General features: G+C 63.1%; 11 protein-coding genes and 1 pseudogene. 1 reads left to right on the top strand and 11 read right to left on the bottom strand.

The features are described from left to right. Window positions 1-179 precede the first annotated feature (179 nt). The 11 genes and pseudogenes from pbpC to M0654_RS15690 all read right to left on the bottom strand — a co-directional run bounded on the left by pbpC (window position 180) and on the right by M0654_RS15690 (window position 18,444). A complete protein-coding gene (pbpC, locus tag M0654_RS15640) occupies window positions 180-2,261 on the bottom strand; it encodes a penicillin-binding protein 1C (RefSeq protein WP_248683915.1) in 2,082 nt (693 codons plus the stop codon). A gap of 16 nt (window positions 2,262-2,277) precedes the next feature. Next, window positions 2,278-7,740, bottom strand: coding sequence for an alpha-2-macroglobulin family protein (locus M0654_RS15645; RefSeq protein WP_248683916.1), 5,463 nt, complete (start codon window positions 7,738-7,740; stop codon window positions 2,278-2,280). 127 nt (window positions 7,741-7,867) lie between these two features. Then, entirely contained in the window at window positions 7,868-8,611 is a 744-nt protein-coding gene (locus M0654_RS15650; protein ID WP_248683917.1) for an SDR family NAD(P)-dependent oxidoreductase, read from the bottom strand. A gap of 3 nt (window positions 8,612-8,614) precedes the next feature. After that, a complete protein-coding gene (locus M0654_RS22890) occupies window positions 8,615-9,397 on the bottom strand; it encodes a PCC domain-containing protein (protein ID WP_313791086.1) in 783 nt (260 codons plus the stop codon). 90 nt (window positions 9,398-9,487) lie between these two features. Then, window positions 9,488-11,122, bottom strand: a pseudogene (locus M0654_RS15660) (acyl-CoA synthetase); the annotation flags it as partial. Continuing rightward, on the bottom strand, window positions 11,119-12,288 hold the full coding sequence (locus M0654_RS15665) for an acetyl-CoA acetyltransferase (RefSeq protein ID WP_248683918.1): 1,170 nt from the start codon (window positions 12,286-12,288) through the stop codon (window positions 11,119-11,121). The pseudogene M0654_RS15660 and the gene M0654_RS15665, both read right to left, overlap by 4 nt. A gap of 16 nt (window positions 12,289-12,304) precedes the next feature. Next, a complete protein-coding gene (locus tag M0654_RS15670; RefSeq protein ID WP_248683964.1) occupies window positions 12,305-13,177 on the bottom strand; it encodes an IclR family transcriptional regulator in 873 nt (290 codons plus the stop codon). Between the two features lie 35 nt (window positions 13,178-13,212). After that, window positions 13,213-14,232, bottom strand: a complete 1,020-nt coding sequence (locus M0654_RS15675) for a TRAP transporter substrate-binding protein (RefSeq protein ID WP_248683919.1) — start codon at window positions 14,230-14,232, stop codon at window positions 13,213-13,215. Between the two features lie 44 nt (window positions 14,233-14,276). Then, window positions 14,277-16,133, bottom strand: coding sequence for a TRAP transporter large permease (locus tag M0654_RS15680; protein ID WP_248683965.1), 1,857 nt, complete (start codon window positions 16,131-16,133; stop codon window positions 14,277-14,279). Window positions 16,134-16,433: 300 nt separating this feature from the next. Next, entirely contained in the window at window positions 16,434-17,237 is an 804-nt protein-coding gene (locus tag M0654_RS15685) for an SDR family NAD(P)-dependent oxidoreductase (RefSeq protein ID WP_248683920.1), read from the bottom strand. 127 nt (window positions 17,238-17,364) lie between these two features. Next, window positions 17,365-18,444, bottom strand: a complete 1,080-nt coding sequence (locus M0654_RS15690; RefSeq protein ID WP_248683921.1) for an acyltransferase family protein — start codon at window positions 18,442-18,444, stop codon at window positions 17,365-17,367. A 170-nt stretch (window positions 18,445-18,614) separates the two neighbouring features. Between M0654_RS15690 and M0654_RS15695 the strand changes: the two genes are divergently transcribed. Next, window positions 18,615-19,418, top strand: coding sequence for an MBL fold metallo-hydrolase (locus M0654_RS15695; protein WP_248683922.1), 804 nt, complete (start codon window positions 18,615-18,617; stop codon window positions 19,416-19,418). Window positions 19,419-19,421: the final 3 nt, after the last annotated feature.

Consider the following 19,421-nt stretch of genomic DNA (forward strand, 5'->3'; position numbering starts at 1 on the left):
GAGGTGTCACATAAACTAAAACTTACGAGGCAGCTTTCAGCGCCCCGTCCGATACCTGGCCTCGCCCAGGGTTCTTTGAAAATTCTTGAGATCGCCAAGGGACGAGTGCGCCTGCTCCCAGCACCGGTTATTCCACGACACCGGTTATTGCGCAATGCCGAGCAGCAATCCGCGTCAACCTACTCCACGAACACCCGCACCGTCGCGGCCCGGCCAACCGCATCGATCACCGTCAGCGTTGAATAACCCGCGCCATCCGGCGTCCAGTCATGGGTGCGGCGGCGCGAAAGGTCCTGCAACGGCTTGCCATTGGCGAGCCAGCGGAACGGCGCGCGACCGCCCTGCAGCTTCAGCACCAGCGGCGACATTTCTCCCGACCGCGCCCCGAGATCGACCCGTGCCCCTTCCGGGGGATAGATGATCTGCGGCGCAGGCTCACGCGCCGAGGCCGAGAACAGCCCGCTCGCCGTTACCGAAAATCGCCTGAGGCTATTGGGCAGATCCGCCTGCGCGAGCCGCATCGCGCCGGCCGGCGCCGGCGGAAAGGGCGTAACAGCCACACCAGACTTCTCGAAGGCGGAAAACAGGATCGGTGCCGCCGTCTGGTAGCCCGCAATACCCGGCACCGCGCCATTGTCGGGCCGCCCGACCCAGACGCCCAGCACATGGCGCCCGTCATAACCCACCGACCAGGCGTCTCGATAACCGTAGCTCGTGCCGGTCTTGTAGGCGATGCCGAGCCGCCGCGACCCCTGTGGCGGGATGATGTCCGAAAGGATGTCTGCGATGTTCCAGGCGGCTACAGGCTCCAGCAGCGGACCCGCTTCAATCAGGCCCGGCTGGTCCTCCACCCCATTTCCGAGCTTCACGGGGCTGCCGCGATTGGCAAGCGCTGCATAGGCCTGAACCAGGTCCTTCAGGCTGATGCCAACACCGCCGAGCCCGATCGCCAGTCCCGGCGCCTCGTTCGGCGGCAGCACCGGCTTGATCTCGGCCCGGCGAAACCGAACCATCAGCCGTGATGGCCCGACGGCATCAAGCAGCCGCACCGCCGGCACATTGAGCGACAGCTGCAGCGCCTGCCGCACGCTGACATCGCCCTGGTAGGTCATGTCGAAATTTTTCGGCCGGTAGCCGAAGAAATCGGCAGCCCGGTCCTCGATGATCGTCTCCTGGCTGACCAACCCCTGCTCGAAGGCAAGCCCGTAGATGAAAGGCTTCAGCGTCGAGCCCGGCGAGCGCAGCACCCGCGTCATGTCGATCCAGCCGGAACGGCTGGCGTCGAAATAGTCCGCCGACCCGACCTCTCCGACAATCTCGCCGGTCGTTGCGTCCGCCATCACCATCGCCAGCGACACTTTTGGTGCAAGCTTGGCGGCGGCTTCGCGCGCCACCTGCTCCAGCCCGCTCTGGATGCTCCGCTTCAGCGTCGTATGATGTGCCTCCGCCTTCGGCTGCCTGCGGATTGCCACCTCGGCAAGATGGGCCGCATAAGCCGGAAGCTGCAAACGTTTGGCCGGGATCGGGTCACCGGCCGCCCGTTCTGCCTCGCCCTCGCCGGTAATTGCCGCCACCGCCGCGCGCTGCAGCACACGTTCACGCGCCGCTTGTGCCGCCTGCCGGTGCCGGTCCGGCCTCCGCCCTTCCGGCGATTGCGGCAAGGCAACCAGGAGCGCCGCCTCTGCCACGCTCAGCCGCCTCGGCTCCTTCCCGAAATATGCCAGGCTCGCCGCGCGTACGCCTTCAAGGTTGCCGCCATAAGGGGCTCGCGTCAGGTAAAGCTCAAGGATCTCCCCCTTGCTCAGTCGCCGTTCGATCTGGATCGCGCGGACGAACTGGAGAAGCTTGGCGGAAAACGAGCGGGTCTCGCGCGGCTCGATCAACCGCGCCACCTGCATCGACAGCGTCGAGGCACCGGAAACGATCCTGCCGTGGGTCACAAGCTGCAAGACCGCCCGCCCGATCGCCCAAAGGTCAACGCCGGCATGGTCGTGGAAACGCTGGTCCTCGTAGGCGACGAGCATCTTGAGGAAGCGCAGGTCGACATCCTCCGGCCGTGTCCTCAAGCGCCAGCGCCCCTCCGGCGTGGCGAAGGCCCGCAAAAGCTCGCCGTCGCGGTCGAGCACCTCAGCCGAAACCACCTTGGCACCGTCGAGCGGCGGTGGAAAGGCCTTGTCCGCGGCATCAAGACCCGCAAGCAGTACCGCCGCCGCGAGGAGGCAGGCGCCAAGCCCGATCGAGAGTTTCCACCGACGCTTCATGGGCCAATGCCGCCGCTTATTGCGCGGCGACAACCTCCATCTTGCCGGCTGCGGTGCGGGCCGCAAGCTGCGGGCGATACATGTCCTCGACCTGCGCCGCCGGATGATCGTAGACGCCCGGTGTTACGGCGCGAACGACGTAGGCCAGGGAGATCTCGCGGTTGTCGCCGGCATTGCGGTTGAAGGCGGCAACAAAGCGGTCGTTGCGGAACTCCAGATGCGCCGGCGTGACCTCCTCGATCCAGTCGAAGTTCTGGAGGCCCGCGCTGTTGACGATACCCGGGTTGTCGATCTCGAAGCCGGCCGGAAGCAGGTCGGTCACGACGATCCGCGACGGCCAGTCATTCGTTTCATTGATCGTGAGTACCACGACATAACGCTCGTTCTGCTGCACCTCGCTGACGCTCACCTCTTCGCCGTTCATGCTGTAATAGGTCCGGGTGATGCCGAACCCATCGCCGCCCGCCTGGAGCGGCTGGGCCGGTGCGGCAACCGTGGTAATGGCTGCGGACAAAGGCTCACTGCTGTCGTTGCGGATGGTCACAGGGTTGTTCATCAGCGCGTCGCCGGAGATCTGCGACATCAGCGCGCCGGTGTGGCTGGCACCATTGACGTTGAGCCTCAGGTTCTCGTCGCCGTTCTGCAGGGAACGGGCCGCGAGCAGCATCCATGTCTGCTCCTGGGTGCTCGTGTATTTCTTCGCCGCCCATTCCTTGGCGACGATATCGGCAAGCGCCGGCACGATGGGCGGCACGGGCTTGCTTTCTGCCGCAAGCGCCAGCACCGCCGCCCCGTCACGCAGTGACGAGCCGTAGTCGGAGCGGACAAGGCTCACCTTCTGCAGCAAGGCGTTTTCAGACATCTGCAGCGAAGCCGCGAAGATGTTGCGCGACCGCTGTGCATCACCGTAGAGCGCCATCGCTGCGGCCAGATGGGCCTTGGAAAGCGGCGTCGGGAAGTCGCCGAGCATCGTGTCCGCGTAATAACGCAGGTCGCTGATCGCGGCCTTGCGGTTGCGGGCCAGGACATAAAGCGCATAGGCGATCTCGTTGCCCTGATCCTTAACATTGGTGGTGAAGCTCAGCGAGTTCTGCAGGCTTTCCAGCGCCTGCACCAGCGCCTGTTCAGGCACCACGTAACCCTGCTCGCGCGCACGCGACAGGAAATCGGTGACATAGGCATCAAGCCACAGGTCACCACCGCCCGGTGCCCAGAGGCCGAAACTGCCGGACGAGGACTGGAAGGACAAGACGCGGTAGATCGCATCCTGGACGCGCTTCTTCACCTCACCGTCATCGGCAAGACCATTCTGTACCGCCAGTTCGCTGAGATAGAGCAAGGGCAGCGCCCGGCTCGTCGTCTGCTCGGCGCAGCCGTAGGGATAGCGGTCGAGGCTCATGAGGAGCGCCGGGATGTCGAAGGCGGTGGAGCGGCTGACATTGACGCTGACGGACGCACCGGGAAGCATGCTGTCGGCCAGCAGATTGGCATCCACCGTCACGCTGGCCCCCGGCCGCAGCTCCACCAGCCGCCGTTCGGTGACGGGCATGGCAGCCGGCCGCACGGGTATGTCGAGTTGCTGGTAGACCGACACGCCGGAAACGTTCTGCAGGCTGATATAGACCGATCCGTCGCCCGCCTTTACGCCAGACAGCGGAAGCGTGACGCTGGCCTTGCCGCCTTCGGCAAGCTTCACGGTCCTGAGCGTGCCGCGACCCACCGAGACCGGCTCTGTGGTCATCACTTTGAGCTGGTAGTCACCGGCGGGCGCATCGGTGTTGGCAATATCGAGCCGGAGGTTTGCTTCGTCTCCGGGAGCAAGGAAACGCGGCAGGCTGGCAGTGACCACGATCGGATCGCGGATCACCACGTCCTTCACGCCATGCCCGACCCCGGTTTTCGACCAGGCGACCGCCATGACGCGGGCCGTGCCGTTGAATTGCGGGATATCGAAGGAGACCTTGGCCTTGCCTTCACCGTCGAGCTTCACCGGTCCGTAGAAGAAAGCCACAAGCTTTTCCTTTGGCGGGCTGGCCTGCAAGGCCATGCTGCCGCCGTCACCACCGGTTCGCAGACGCCCCATGGCACCGAGCGAACCATCGATCAGCCGGCCGTAGATGTCGCGGATCTCGAGCCCCAGGCGCCGCTGGCCGAAATACCAGTCGTCGGGCGCCGGCGGCTGGTAACGCGTCAGGTTCAAGATACCGACATCGACTGCCGCGACCGTGACATAAGCGTCCTCATTGGCGCCGGCACCGGCGACATCGAGCGAAATGTCGAGCGCCTGGCGCGGCTGGGTCTGGTCCGGCGCGGTAATCGACACCTGCAGATCACGGTTTTCCGGATCCACCTTCAACCAGGTGATGCCGATCGCCCGCATCGGCATGCGGCTTTGCTGCGCCTCGCCCGGCCGATAAAGCGTCGCGGTGATGTAGGAGCCGGCGCCAAAATCTGCCGTCACCGGAATGCTCACCTCGCCCCCATCGGCATCAATGCTGGCATTCTGCACGGCGATCAGGTTTTCCGATCCGGCCGTGACCATCAGTTCGCCGGCATAACGCGACGAGATCTTGAGCTTGGCCGTGTCGCCGATCTTGTAGCTTTGCTTGTCGAGGGCGATTTCGAGCGCATCAGGCGTTTCGGTCGAGCTTGCGGTAACAAACCATCCGGCCTGGAACTCTGCGCTGCTCACCGGGCCGCCAACATCTGCCGTTTCGATCTCCAGCCGGTAACGCCCCCAGGCAACGGGAACGGATACCTTGCCGCCATCGGCAGCAGTCACGTCGACCGTGCCGTCAGCCACCTGGCTGGTGCGGTTGACCGGTTCATACCGCCAGGACGAACCCTCGCGGTACCATTGGTAATCGCGCTCGACCTTGATGAGTTTCCAGCTGAGGCCACGCATGTCCTGCTTGCGGCCGTCCGCATCCAGCGCGATCACAGTGAAGTTCGCAACCGCGTTTTCTGGAAGGTCGCCGGAAAATTCCGGCTTGATCCCAAGCCGTGCCTCGTCCGCCTTCACCGGAAGGGTGATGGTCCGCTCCACGGCGCGTCCGCCCGCTTCCTGCATCCGCACCACGATATCGGCATTGATGAGCCGGGTGGTGGATGGCACTTCGGTCACAAGCGCATCGAAGCTCCCCTTGCCGTCGTCGTCGGTCGGCTCCAGCATGTCGAGCGGGATTCGCGTCGTCTCCGTTTCTTCCTCGTCAGCCAGGCCGAACTGGTAGCCGGGGAAGGCAGCGTTTTCGCGCGTCGCCTTGAGCGCGATCTCGCCTTCGAGCTTCAGCCCCGCAGCCGGTGCGCCATACAGGAACCGCCCGTCGATATTGACCGGCGCCGCTTCAGCCACGACGAGTTCCTTCGCCGGGCTTTCCATGTCGAACTCGATGCGGTCCGGCACGAAGTCATCGACCAGAAAGCTTTTCTCGCCTATCGCCGAACCCTTCGGATCCGTAAAGATCTGCATCGTCCAGGTGCCGCGCATCGCGGTCTGCTGCAGCGGCAGGTCCAGCGCGTAACCGCCAAGCGCACCGTTGCTCACCATGCGCCGGTCTTCCACGCCATCCGGCCGCAGGAAAACGAAGGTTAGCGGCAGGTTCTCGATTGCGGTGGCATCGATATTGCGGGCAAGCGCCATGGCGTGAACGGTTTCGCCCGGTCGGTAGATACCGCGCTCCGTCCAGGGCAGGAGGTCGATCGCCCCGGGGGCCGGACGTCCCGTCACGCCACGATCCGACAGGTCGAAACCCGCACGGGTCATGTCGAGGAAGACATAATACTGGCCGGACAGCTGTGCGGTCAGCACCGCCGGTACCATGCCCGCCGTTCCACGCATCAAGCCTGCGGTGAAGACGGCGCGGCCATCGCGATCGGTCTTCGCCGTGCCGAGAATTTCGTTGTTCTTGGCAAGCAGTTGCAGGTCGACACCTGCCAGCGGCCTGGCGCTGCCGAGGGAGCGGGCAAAGACATGCAAACCATCCGTGCCGGCATAGGTGGAGAGGCCGATATCGGAAACAACAAACCACTGGGTGGCCTTGTTTTCCCACTCCTGGCTTACGGCATTGGATGCCGCAGCGGTGAGGACATAAACGCCGGGCTTTCGGGTCGGCAGCGCCTCATCAATCGGGAAGCTGGTCACCACCTCCTTGTTGATGTCGCGAGCAAGGTCAATCGAACCCTGCCAGACCAGCTCGCCATTGGTTTCCTCGATCTGGGTGGCATTGTAGCTATCGATCTGGCTCAGGAACTGGGAGCCAGCGAGGATGGACGGGATATTGCGATCGCCGACGCGGTAGAGCTTGAGCTCTGCCCTTTCGGTGTTGACGGACACGATCGGGATGCCGCGGCGCGCGGTCGATGGCAGGACGAAACTGTCACCCGTGAAGCGCACCATCGGCGAGCGGTCCCGGACATAGATGTCGAGATCCACCTGGGCGGCGAGCGGTTCATCGACCGAGGATGGCAGGCCGCGGCGCAGCGAGAGCTTGTAACGCTGGCCATGCGCGAGGCCTTCGACGCAGATCTGGTTGTCCTTGGCTTCGAGTGCCTTCGGCGCCTGCCCGTCCAGAACAACGAAGGGCGCGTAATCCACACCCGCCTTCACCAGCGGCTCGGAGAACTGCACGCAGACACGCGGGTTGGCGCTGTCATTGTTGACGGTGTTGCCGGTGACACGGAAGCCGAAACGCTGGTTGAGGTCGTTATACGCCGCCTGCACCGTGCGGGCGCTGACGAGTGCGAGGCTCGCCTTGTACGCGTTGAGCGCCGGGCGGTAGTTCTGTTGCTTTGCGAGCGCGGCCGCGAGAATGGCCAGCGCATCAGCGCGCCTTTGCGTGGTGCGGGACAACAGGTAGCCGTTGATCGCCGCGAGCGTGCCTTCCGCATCGGCCGAGGAATTACTGTTGGCCGTGCCTGCCGCCCGCGCCATCTCGATCCACAGATCGCCATCGTCCGGCGTCAGCGACAGCGCGCCCTTGAAGTTGTAGATGGCGGTATCGACGTTGCCCTTCAAAAGCTCGCTTTGGGCGATCGCCTTCAGGTTCTCGATGCCGTAACCCTGCTGATTGTCGCCGAGCGTCAGGCCATCCTTCTGCTCACGTGCCTGCTGCGTGAGGTCGTCTGAAAGGAAGGAGAGCCGGGGTGGCGCGCCAATATCCGGCTCGCTCGCAACTTCCACGATCTTGCCCGCAACGGCGCCGGCAAAGACGTTCATCTGCCCGTGGTCGGACTTGAGGAAACACCACTTGGCCTTCACGTTGTAGGTGAAGGCCTTGCAGCTGTTGTCGCCGATGCAGGCAGCCTCGCACTGCGGCTGACTGATATTCTTGACGGTCCTCAGATCAAAGCCGGGGTAATCGCGATCCGCCGCCGTTTCGATACGCCGTTCGGCCGCCCCGGCCGGCGTCACAAGCGGCGCCTGGGCGACGAAAACGGATGAAAGAGCAGCGATGAAGCCGAAGAACGCGCGCCTAGACATGAAGATCCCCCTGGCTGACGTCGAGCCAGGGGATTTTCCGCCGCTGCCGGATGCTTGTCAATGAAGCTCGAGGGGAAAGCCGCGGCCCGTCCCGTGACGATTGCTCATAACGCCAATTAAGAACCGATCAGGCCATGATGCCGGCTGCGGTGAAGCCGCCATCCACCGCCAGCACCTGGCCGGTGATGTAAGAGGACCGTTCTTCATCAACGAGGAAGGATATGGCGGAGGCAATTTCCTCCGGCTGGCCGTAACGCCGCATGGGCACCGTGCGATGCCATTCCTCGCGGGTGACGGCGGTATGCGTTTCCACCACCATCGGCGTTTCGATCGGTCCCGGCGCGACCGCATTGACGCGGATGCGGTCGTCGGCAAGCTCGACCGCCATGATCTTCGTCAGCGTGATGACCGCGCCTTTCGAGGCACCGTAGGCGGAGCGGCCGAAATTGCCCTTGATCCCCGAAACGGAAGCGATGTTGACGATCGAGCCGCCGCCATTGTCCCGGATCACCGGCGCCAGCGCCTGGCTCAAGGCAAAGGCGCCGATGACGTTGATCTCGTAGATGCGCCGGAACTGTTGGGTTGTCGTATCCGCGAACCGCACATTGGAGCCGACGCCGGCGCTGTTGACCAACGCCGTGAGCGGGTTCGGCAAGCTGCGGCAGCGGGCGGCGACATCGCCAATGGCTGCCTCGTCCGTGACATCGAGGGTGAGCGTAGTGAGGCTTGCGCCAGCCAGCTTCCGCGACAACCGTTCAAGCGCTGAGGCATCCCGATCCACCGCGACGACATGCCAGCCTTCCCTGATCAGCAGCTCGGTGGTCGACAGGCCGATCCCGGAACCTGCTCCGGTAACAAGGACGCTCCGCATGCCTTAGCTTTTCTCCCCTTCGACGATGACGAGCTCGAAAGTGACGCCCACCGGATTATCACCGCGCACCAGCCGGCCGTGGTAGATGGCGCCATCGGTGTCAACGACTGCTGCATCGAGCGTGGCGCGCAGACCGTCCGCCGCCTTCTCCAGCCGGCCGTTTTCGATCGCGATTTCCGTGGCGAGACAGACCACGCGACGACCATCCTCAAAGGCCGGCTCGTTGATGCTGCCGATCCCGAAGATACGGGCGTCGGTGATGCCATGCGCGGCACAGACAGTCTCGATTACAGTCGCGACATCCTCGTTCGGCCGGATGCGCAGCAGGATCCCATTGCCGGCGCCGCTTTCACCCGTGGCGGAAAACAGCGTGAAGTTGGTTTCGGGATCCGGAATGGAGTCGAAGGTCGCCGTGGCGCTGCCATAACCGTGCACCGCAATCGGCTGGCTGACGACACTGTCGAACGGCAGCACATGGCCCATGCGCAAGGCACCCTCGCCCGTGTCCCAGATGCCGTGGCAATGCAGGAACGGCTTGCCGTCCCGTTCACCAAAGATCGCGGTCGCGCGCTGGAATTTGCCGCCGGCAGCGGGTGCGAAGGTTTCGCTGTACCAGGCCGCATGATCCGAATCCGGCGAGAAGGCCGGCAGGACGTAGCGGAACGGAACGCAGGCGCCACCTTCAATTTCCACGAAACCGCCCTTGCAGCCGGCTTCGGAAAACACGCGCGTGATGCCATCAAGGAGAATCTCGCCGGGCTGGAGTACGCCCTCGAGTAGTCTCATCTCCGCGCGTACCGCCTCGTACCGGAGCGGCGCGACTGGCCCCGGATGCTTGAGCTGGCGCAGCGCAGGCTTGGCGTTTTTAGCCGGCTTTGAATCCAGCTCGCCGCGCGCCTGCAACTCTTCGCGGATCATCTTCTTGGTGATCTTGCCATAGGCCGATTTCGGCAGGGCATCCCAGAAGATGAAGCGTTTCGGCACCTTGTAGCGGGACATCTTGCCGTCGATGAAGGCAAACATCTCCGCCTCCGTGACCGACACGCCGGGTTTTGCCACGCAAACCGCGTAACCGACCTCGCCCCACAGGGGATCCGGCACGCCGAGAACCGCCACTTCGCTGATGGCCGGGTGGGTGAGCAGCTTTTCCTCGATCTCGCGCGGATAAACGTTCGAGCCGCCGGAGATATACATATCCGACGCCCGACCGGTGATGTAGAGGAAGCCCTGCTCGTCCACATGGCCAAGATCGCCGGTGCGGAACCAGCCATTGCGGAAGGCCTTCTCGTTGGCCTCAGGGTTGTCGTAGTAGCCGGCAAAGACAGCCGGGCCGATGCAGCAGATTTCACCGGTTTCGAACGGCGCGACTTCTTCGCCCCTGTCGTTCTGGATGGAGACCTGCATGCCGGTCCGCTCGATGCCGCAGGTGCCGATCCGCGCATGCTCTCCATCTTCGGCCGAATGCAGTGCCGGCGGCAGGACGGTGATCGCGCCTGTGACTTCGCCGAGGCCGAAATACTGGACGATGACCGGCCCAAGCGTCTTCAGCGCCCGCTTCTGGTCCTCGCGATACATCGGCGCGCCGGCATAGATGACGTAGCGCAGCGAGGAATGGTCGTGCTTTTCGGCCGCCGGATGCTCGACCATCAGCTTGAGGATGGTCGGCACGGTGAACATGGTGGAAACGCGCCACTTCTCGACCAGCCCCCAGGCGACATCGATATCGAATTTTTCGGTCGGCAGAAGGATGGTCTTCACCCCATGCGCAACCTGCGTCAGTTGATGGACGCCCGCGCCATGCGAAAGCGGTGCGACAACCAGAGCCGCATCGGCGGAGGTGACGCCCGGCATCAGGTCGCAGAGGTGGTTGTTGACCACAAATGCCATCTGCCCGTGGGTCAGCACAGCCGCCTTCGGGCGCCCCGTGGTGCCGGAGGTGAAGAAGAACCAGCATGGATCATCACGATCAACGGCCGCCTCGCCCGGCTTCTTGCCGGAAAACTCGGTGACGATCTCGTCATAGGACGGGCCGAACCCGGCAGTCCCGATGGCAATGACGAAGCCGATCTCCGGGTTGTGCTCCCGCGCCACCCGCGCATGGTCCGGAAACGAGGCGTTGCAGATCATGCCGGTCGCGCCGCTCGCCTTCGCCAGATAGGCAACCTCGTCGGGCGTCTGCCGGAAGTTGGTCGGCACCCAGACCGCACCGATGCGGAAGCAGGCGAACATGGACTCAAACATCTGGTTGCAGTTCTGCGACTGAACCAGGACGCGGTCACCCTTGCCGACGCCGAAACGTTGCTGCAATGCGGCCGCCATGGAGTCGATGCGGGCTTCGAATTCCGCCCAGGTCCAGGTCTTGTCGGCCCAGACCAGTGCGATGCCCTCCGGCTCGCGACGGGTCGCCTGCGTCACGAAACGGGCGAGGTTCATGACCCGCGTCGAGCGCGGGCTTACCCCACCCGCCGGATCGCTTTTTCCGTCGACCGCCACCGAGGTGATCGCATTCATTTCGTGCGCTCCAGGATCGACACGTAGTTGGCGACCGCAGCCCCGCCCATGTTGAAGACGCCAGCCATGGTGGCATTCGGGACCTGCATGTCGCCCGCTTCACCGCAAAGCTGCATGGCGGCCATGACGTGCATGGAAACCCCTGTCGCACCGATCGGATGACCCTTGGATTTCAATCCGCCAGATGGATTGACCGGCAGACGGCCATCCTTGCGGGTAATGCCTTCACGGATGACGCGATAGCCCTTGCCCGGCTCGGCGAGGCCCATCGCCTCGTATTCGATGAGCTCGGCAATCGTGAAGCAGTCATGCGTTTCGACGAAGCTCAGGTCGTCGAGCGTGATACCGGCGTCGCCGAGCGACTTCTGCCAGGCACGCCGGGCGCCCTCGAAAGCGATCGGGTCGCGGCGCGACATGGCGAGGATGTCGTTGACGTGGTTGCGCGCCTTGAAGGCCACCGCCCGCTTCATGTTGGCGGCGACATCAGGAGCCGCGATGACAAGCGCTGCCGCACCATCCGACACCAGCGAGCAATCCGTGCGCCGAAGCGGCGCCGCGACATAAGGGTTCTTCTCGGATACCGTGTTGCAGAATTCGAAGCCGAAATCCTTCTGCATGTGGGCATAAGGGTTCTTCATGCCGTTCGAGTGGTTCTTGGCGGCGATCATCGCAAGCTCTTCCGAACGGTCGCCATAACGCTGGAAGTAGTGGCTGGCGATACGGCCGAAGAGGCCTGCAAAACCGCCTTCGACATCGGCTTCCTCCTCACGGTAGGAGGCTGAAAGCAGGATGTCTCCGGTCTCCTTGGTCGGCAGCGCCGTCATCTTTTCGGCGCCAACAACGAGCGCAATCTTGCCGCGGCCGGAGGCGATGAAGTCAAGCGCGGAATACAGCGCGGCAGAACCCGTTGCGCATGCATTTTCCATGCGGACCGCCGGGACATGGTCGAGACCATCGGCCGCCATGGCCGCAAGCGCACCCTGGAAATCCTGCTTGGAAAAACCGTTGTTGAAGACGCCGACAAAGATACCATCGACATCCTTCGCGGTGACGCCTGCATGTTCGAGCGCCGGATTGATCACTTCCGCCATCAGCTCACGCGTCGAGCCTGCCTCGGATTTCCCGAACTTGGAATGGGCCCAGCCGACAATCTCTGCACCTGACATGATCTTCTCCTTTGCCTTAAACTGGTTGAAGCGCCCTGCGACGTGCGCCGGCGGGCTTGCTGCGTGGCACGGGGTCGCGAACCGTAAACAGCGCCCGCATTTTCGTCTGGACCCGCTCGACTTCCGCCTGGAGCAGGCCCGCGAGTTCCTTTTGCCGCGCCTCGCCCATGCGGCTATCGATCGCCGCGATCGATAGTGCCCCGGCGAGCCGACCGTCGGGAAGCAGGATCGCCATCCCGATGCCCCAGGAGCTCGAAATGACCCGCCCCGGATTGATCGCGTAACCTGTTGCGCGCGTCCGGGCGACATCTTCGCGCACGATATCGGGCGTATAGCCCGGGTATTGGGAGGCAAGGACGCCTTCGATGCGCGCCAGGATCGCTTCCACTTCCTCGTCCGGTAGCGCCGCCAGCATGGCGAGCGAGCCCGCCCCGACGCCGAGCGGATTCTGGTCGCCGGTCAGAAGAGCGTGGGTACGCACCGGGTGCGTTCCTTCCTCGCGATGCAGACAAACGGCGTAGTCATCGCGCCGCATCGATACAAAGCTGGTGTCGGCAGACAGCGCAGACAACCTCTTCAGGCTGTCTGCAGCCATCTCCAGAAGTCCGTGGCGGCGGGCTGCCAGCACGCCGAGCACATACAGTTCGCCGCCAAGGTAATAACGGCGCGTCACTTCGTCTTGTTCAACCAGTCGCGAGCGCATCAGCGCCATCAGGAGCCGCCGCGTCGTCGGTTTGTTGAGGCCACTTTCGGCGACCACTTCACTCAATGCGACCCCATGCTCGGCACGACGCCCGACGATGGAAAGAAGCTGCAAGGCCCTTTCCACCGCCTGCGCGCCCGAGCCGGACGTGCCACCGATCCGAAGATCAGCCAGGTTTGCGATCATCTGCTCCACAGGCACGTCCGCCTATCCCGCCTGGCTTAGCCGAGCTTCGTTCCGACGGCGTTTTCGAGGATTTCCCAGGCCTCGTCGCCATACTTGGCCTTCCAGTCCTTGTAGAAGTTGGCTTCCTTCAGCTTTTCCTGGAAGAGCGCGCCGTCCGGCTTGTTGAAGGTCATGCCCTTGCCTTCCAGCTCCGCCTGGACCGTCGTGTTGAGGTCCATCACGTCCTTGCGCTGCAGTTCGGCTGCGGCGTTGAAGTGCTTGGAGACGATTTCCTGAAGGTCTTCCGGCAGCGCCTGCCATGCGCGGCGGTTCAGGAGGATCCAGAAGCCGTCCCACATATGGTTCGTCATCGAGACGAACTTCTGCACTTCGTAGAGCTTCGCGGTGGTGAGGATGGCAAGCGGGTTTTCCTGGCCGTCAACGATACCGGTCTGCAGCGCCGTGTAGGTTTCGGCGAAGTTGATCGATGCCGGTGCCGAGCCGAAGGCGGTGAACATGGAGGTCCAGAGCGGGCTCACCGGAACGCGGATCTTGAAGCCTTCGAGGTCCTTCGGCGTTTCGATCGGACCCTTGGACGACGTGATCTGGCGGAAGCCGTTGTCCCAGATCTTGTCGAGCGTCAGCAGGCCCTTCTTCTCGATCTCGCCGCGCACATACTTGCCGAGGTCGCCGTCCATGGCCGGCCAGACCTTGTCATAGCTCGGGAAGGCAAAACCGACGCCATTGAGCGAAGCATTCGGAACGAAGGTCGACAGGATGATCGGCGACAGGCTGAACATTTCGACGCCGCCGGAGCGGATCTGGTTCAGCATGTCCGTATCGGCGCCAAGCTGGCTGGAGGGGAAGATGTTGATCGCCATACGGCCGCCGCTCTCCTCCTGGATCTTGGCGACAGCTTCCTTGGCGCGCACGTTCATCGGGTGCGACAGCGCCTGGTTATTGGCAAACTTGTAGGTGAATTCGGCCGCATTGGCCGGGCGCGTGCGAATGGAAAATGTGGTGGCAATGCCGGTGGTGGCGGCACCCAAAAGAAGCGTTCTGCGATTAACGGTCATAAAGTCCTCCTCCAGTTTTATTCCCGGTTTATGGTCTCACGGTTTCACAGGAAAACCGTCGAGAAGAAGGGCACAGCCGCGATCACCAGAAGGCCGATCATCAGCGCGCCGATATAGGGCCAGATGGCCTTCATGGCCTCGTCTGGCGAAACATTGCCGATCTTGCAGGCGATATAGAAACCGATGCCGATCGGTGGGGCCATCAGGCCGATGTTCATCGCCGTTACGACCACCATGGAATAGTGGATGTCGTTGATGCCGAGCGAGCGGGCGACAGGGAACATGATCGGCGCCATCAGCACGATTGCCGGCAGCCCCTCCAGCACGCAGCCGAGCACCATGAAGATGAGGATGGTGACGCCCATGAAGGTGAGCCAGCCGCCCGGAAGATCCTGGACCGCGGCGACGATCTGCGAGGCAAAACCGGTCTGCGTCAGCGCCCAGGCCATGGCCGAAGCCGCACCGAGGATCATCAGGATGGCCCCGGAAAGCGCTGCCGTTTCCACCAGCATGCCGTAAAGCCGCTCGCGGCTGATGCCACCATAGAGGATGACGCCGATGATCATCGCGTAAAGCACGGCAATCGTCGACACCTCGGTTGCCGTGGCAATGCCCTCGCCGACCGCGGTGCGGATCAGGAACGGCAGGACCAGCGCCGGCGCGGCAACTAGGAAGGCCTTCTTGATGAGCGACAGCGGCGCACGGCGCACGCCCGCCATGGATTCGTGGCGGGACTTCCAGCGTGCCAGCACGGCCAGCACCAGAAGCAACACCATGGCGATTGCAAAGCCGGAGGTAAACAGGCCCGCGATCGATACACCGGCTGCCGAGCCGAGCACGATCAGCACGATCGACGGCGGGACCGTTTCGGCCATGGCAGCGCCGGTTGCGAGAAGCGCGATCATTTCCGGCGGCTTGTGCCCGCGGCGCTTCATTTCCGGAAACAGCGCGGGCGCCACGGTCGCCATGTCGGACACCTTGGAGCCGGAGATACCCGACACGAGGAAAAGCGAGCCGAGCAGCACATAAGACATACCCGCGCGGACGTGGCCGAGCAACGACGCCAGGAACTCCACGATCGCCTTACCCATGCCCGTCGCATCAAGCACGCAGCCGAGCAGCACGAAGATCGGCACCGAAAGCAGGATGATGCTCGACATGCCCTCGTCCATGCGGCCGATCATGACGAAGACCGGGACAGAGGTGGTGAAGGTAAGGAAGGCCAGCGTGCCAAGCCCGAAGCAGAAGGCGATCGGCACGCCAAGCACCAGGAACAACGCCACGAAGCCAACGAGGAAGATCGGAATGTTCCAGTTGCCGATGGTCTTGAGGCTGGGACCCACGAACCACAACAAGCCCACCACGACGGCCGTGGCGACGACCGAAATGGCGATCTGCCGGAAGTTCGAGCCCTTGATGACGTTGACCACGGCAAGCACCAGCATCAGCGCGATGCCGACCGGCAGCGCGGTCGCGCGATAGCTCATCGGGATGTTCAGGGCCGCCGATGTGATGAAGGCTTCTTCCATCGCGTATTCATAGGCCGGGCGCAGCATCACGCCGAGGAACACGGCCATCAGCAGCATGGCGAGCGTGTTCGCCACCCCCTGGACCCGCGACGGCAGCATGCCGACGAAAAGCGTCAGCCGCAGGTGTTCGCTGCGGTCCACCGCCATAGCGGAACCGAGCATGGCGAGCCACAGGAAGGAAATCGAGGCGACTTCATCGATCCAGACGATCGGAAGCGAGAAAACGTAACGGGAGATGACGCCGGTCAGGAGAAGCGCGATGATGGCGACCAGAAGCGCGGCGGCAACCGCTTCGATCGGGCGCATCCAGCGCGAGCCGGTCTGCTGGGGCGCAATACCCTCAAGCCCCGCCAGGATCGCTGCCTCGTTCATCGGATCGATCGTGCTGTTGGCTGTTGCCGTCACCTGCCATCCTCCCTATCAAGCGCAAACCTCGCGCTGCCCGAGAAGCAACAGGATCCATCGTCTGGAGCGGCGACGCTCAAAGCGCCACGGCAGCGACCAACTTCTCCCCCGCGTCCGGCTCCTCCAGCCATTCGCAGCAGCTCCCCCAAGAGCCGTTGTTCGAGCCCGTGAAATCTGCTCGACGCCGAAGCATGACGCAAGCGTTAAATCACGAAAACGCGCATTTTTGTCTTTGGCGGTCCATATGATGAACCACCAGGATGTTCATCAGTTGAGGCTCCCGGCGACGGTCATATGCAATCCGCCGTCGATCGGAAGCTCGATACCGGTGATGTATTTCGCCTGGTCGGATGCCAGGAAAACCGAAGCCCAGGCAATGTCCCAGCCGTCACCCTGCCGCTTCATGGGCGACAAGGCGTCGCGCTTCGCCTTCATCTCCTCGGCCGAGCCGTAATAACCGCTGATCTGCTTCTGGATGTGGGGCGTATCCATGAGCCCCGGCAGGATGGTGTTGGCGCGGATCCCCTTGGCGGCATATTCCACCGCAATTGCGCGCGTAAAGTGATTGAGCGCCGCCTTAGATGCATAATATGAAACGTACGGATAACCCGTCCAGCGGATCGAAGCGAGCGACGAGATATTGATGATTGCGCCGTTGCCCTGGCGCTCCATGATCGGCAGCACGGCCTTGCAGGTGAGGAACGCACTGGTCAGGTTGACATCCATGACCTTGCGCCAGCTTTCCTCCGTCGCCTCAGCCGCACCGCCTGGCAGGTTGATCCCGACATTGTTGTGCAGCACGTCGATGCGGCCGAAGCGGTTCAGCGTCTGCTCCACGACCGAAGCAATCTGGGTGGACTGCGTGACATCAGCTGACAGCGCGAGTGCCGTTCCGCCCTCGGACTCGATCACCTCGACGGTGTTTTTTGCGGCCTCGAGATCAACATCGACACAAACAACTTTTCCGCCCTCGCGGGCATAAGCAACGGCGGCGGCCTTGCCATTGCCGAAACCCGGTCCCACCGAGCCCGCGCCAAACACCAGCACCACCTTGTCCTGCATGCGATTCATAAAACTGCTCCTCCTTGCCGCTCCCCCGGCGGCGGCGGAACATTACGGCGAGGAAGAAGCTCGGTCCATGCGAAAGGACGAACAGGTTCTGTGCGCAAACGATCAGTAAGGCTGGGAGGGTGTAGTTCTACGCCCGCTGCTGCCTGAACCTGGCCATGCCAGGTTTCAGTTGGGCGGCAACATTGAGGATGCTGCGCCGGGCCCACGGCTCCAGCCAACGCGCCAATGCAAAGGAGACGGCAAGCAACGCCGCGAGGAGGGCGAGCGCGAGCAGCCAACGATTTTCGACCGTGCCGAACCTCGCGAAGACAGCATAACCGATATTCTGGTGCAGCAGGTACAGCGGATAGGTGAGCCCGCCGAGCGCAATGGCGAGCGCAGGGCGCATCGGTACCGACGGCATGGTGGCACAGACAGCAACAAGCCCAAGCGAGAGCGGCCCCAGCAGCGAGAGCCCTTCAATGCTTCGATGGAGCCCATACATCTCGATGAAGTCCGGCTCCGTCAGGAATGGCGCCATCGTCGCCCAGCAGGCGGCAGCGAACAGAAGCACGAGGTTCCGTGCGGACCAGTCGCGTTGGGTCTTGTAGAGCACGAGGCCGAAGGCAAAATAGCCGGAATATTCGGTGATCAGCAGTTTCTGGATGGCGCCGCTGCCGAGGAACAGCTCGTTAGTCGCGGAAACGAGCAACCAGGCGAGCACCACCTGCCGCCAATGCCGACGGAGGAGGCCGGAGGCGAGCAACAGGAAGATCCATCCATAAAAGATGATCTCGTAGGCGATGGTCCAGTAGGCGCCGTCGAGGAAGGGCTGGCCCAACCCGCGCGAGATGATGACCGCATGCGCAAGCCACTGCCTGATCGTCGGCGGTTCGAGCCCCGGCACCGGCATAACGGACAGGATGACGGCCGTAATCGTCGCGCATACGACGAATGTCGGCCAGAGCCGCGCGAAGCGTCCAACTGCAAAGTTAAAAGCGGACCGCCCTTCCGCCGACATGGTGATGACGTAGCCCGATATGGCAAAGAAGATGAGCAGTCCCGCATCGAACCATTGGGCCAAGGGGGCGAATTCCGGAAAGCCGATGCCGCCGCCCTCGCCGCTTCGCTCCATCCTGAAACCGTAGTGGAACAGCAGGACCATCAACGCCGAAGCGAGGCGCAAAAGGTCCAGGTTGAGCAGGCGCGGGGGCTTCGTGTTCGTCATCCGCTTGTCCTCGGCTTGGAGACGAAGCCCATCATAGGCGGCATGGCTTTGAGAATGGTGAAGATCGAGCGCCAAATGCCACGCGACGCTGCGCTGGATCGGAACTACCCTTTGCGCTTCTCGCTTATTTGCTGCAGCTTTGGCCAGGACTTGCGCATACCGGAGGGTTCATGACGATCTTTATCTGCACCGCCTGCGGCACGTCATATGAAGGTGGCGAACCGGCGCCGGACGGCTGCCGCATCTGCCAGGACGAACGGCAATATGTCCCGCCGTCCGGCCAAGGCTGGACAACACCGCAGAAGCTCGCCGCCTCTCACACCAACACATGGCGACAGCTTGAGCCGGGGCTGTTGTCGCTCCAGACAGTGCCAGCCTTCGCGATCAACCAGCGAGCGCTGCTCCTGAAAACCGCGAACGGCAACGTGCTCTGGGATTGCCTCGCGCTCCTCGATGACGCGACGAAGGCGCTGGTGGAAGGGCTCGGTGGATTAAGCGCCATCGCGATCTCGCATCCGCATTATTATACGGTGATGCAGGATTGGGCGGCAGCCTTCGATGCGCCGATCTATCTTCATGCGGCAGACCGGGAATGGGTCTGTCGTCCGTCCGACCACATCCGCTTCTGGGACGAGGATGCGCTCGCTCTTTCGTCCACGGTGACGCTGGTTCACGGCGGTGGCCATTTTGCCGGCGGCACAGTGCTGCACTGGACGGGCGAGGATGACAAGGGCGTGCTGCTGGCGGGTGACATCGTGCAGGTGACGCCAGGTGCCGACCAGGTTTCCTTCATGTGGAGTTATCCCAACATGATTCCGCTCAGTGCACAGGAAGTGGCCGATGTGGCCGAGCGTCTTGCGCACTGGCCGTTCGAGCGGATCTATGGCGCCTTCTCGCACCAGAATGTCAGGGCGGACGGGCACGACATCGTCACCCGTTCGGCAATACGTTATATTGACCGCATCTCGAGGTGACGA

This window comes from Neorhizobium turbinariae (assembly GCF_023223505.1).
Lineage (GTDB): Bacteria > Pseudomonadota > Alphaproteobacteria > Rhizobiales > Rhizobiaceae > Neorhizobium > Neorhizobium turbinariae.

Bases quoted from the DNA above. Each gene is read 5' to 3' on its own strand.
- M0654_RS15695 (WP_248683922.1), top strand. From the start codon at position 18,615: ATGACGATCTTTATCTGCACCGCCTGCGGCACGTCATATGAAGGTGGC.
- M0654_RS15670 (WP_248683964.1), bottom strand. From the start codon at position 13,177: ATGATCGCAAACCTGGCTGATCTTCGGATCGGTGGCACGTCCGGCTCG.
- M0654_RS15675 (WP_248683919.1), bottom strand. From the start codon at position 14,232: ATGACCGTTAATCGCAGAACGCTTCTTTTGGGTGCCGCCACCACCGGC.
- M0654_RS15650 (WP_248683917.1), bottom strand. From the start codon at position 8,611: ATGCGGAGCGTCCTTGTTACCGGAGCAGGTTCCGGGATCGGCCTGTCG.
- M0654_RS15685 (WP_248683920.1), bottom strand. From the start codon at position 17,237: ATGAATCGCATGCAGGACAAGGTGGTGCTGGTGTTTGGCGCGGGCTCG.
- M0654_RS15645 (WP_248683916.1), bottom strand. From the start codon at position 7,740: ATGTCTAGGCGCGCGTTCTTCGGCTTCATCGCTGCTCTTTCATCCGTT.
- M0654_RS22890 (WP_313791086.1), bottom strand. From the start codon at position 9,397: ATGAGACTACTCGAGGGCGTACTCCAGCCCGGCGAGATTCTCCTTGAT.
- pbpC (WP_248683915.1), bottom strand. From the start codon at position 2,261: ATGAAGCGTCGGTGGAAACTCTCGATCGGGCTTGGCGCCTGCCTCCTC.
- M0654_RS15680 (WP_248683965.1), bottom strand. From the start codon at position 16,133: ATGAACGAGGCAGCGATCCTGGCGGGGCTTGAGGGTATTGCGCCCCAG.
- M0654_RS15665 (WP_248683918.1), bottom strand. From the start codon at position 12,288: ATGTCAGGTGCAGAGATTGTCGGCTGGGCCCATTCCAAGTTCGGGAAA.
- M0654_RS15690 (WP_248683921.1), bottom strand. From the start codon at position 18,444: ATGACGAACACGAAGCCCCCGCGCCTGCTCAACCTGGACCTTTTGCGC.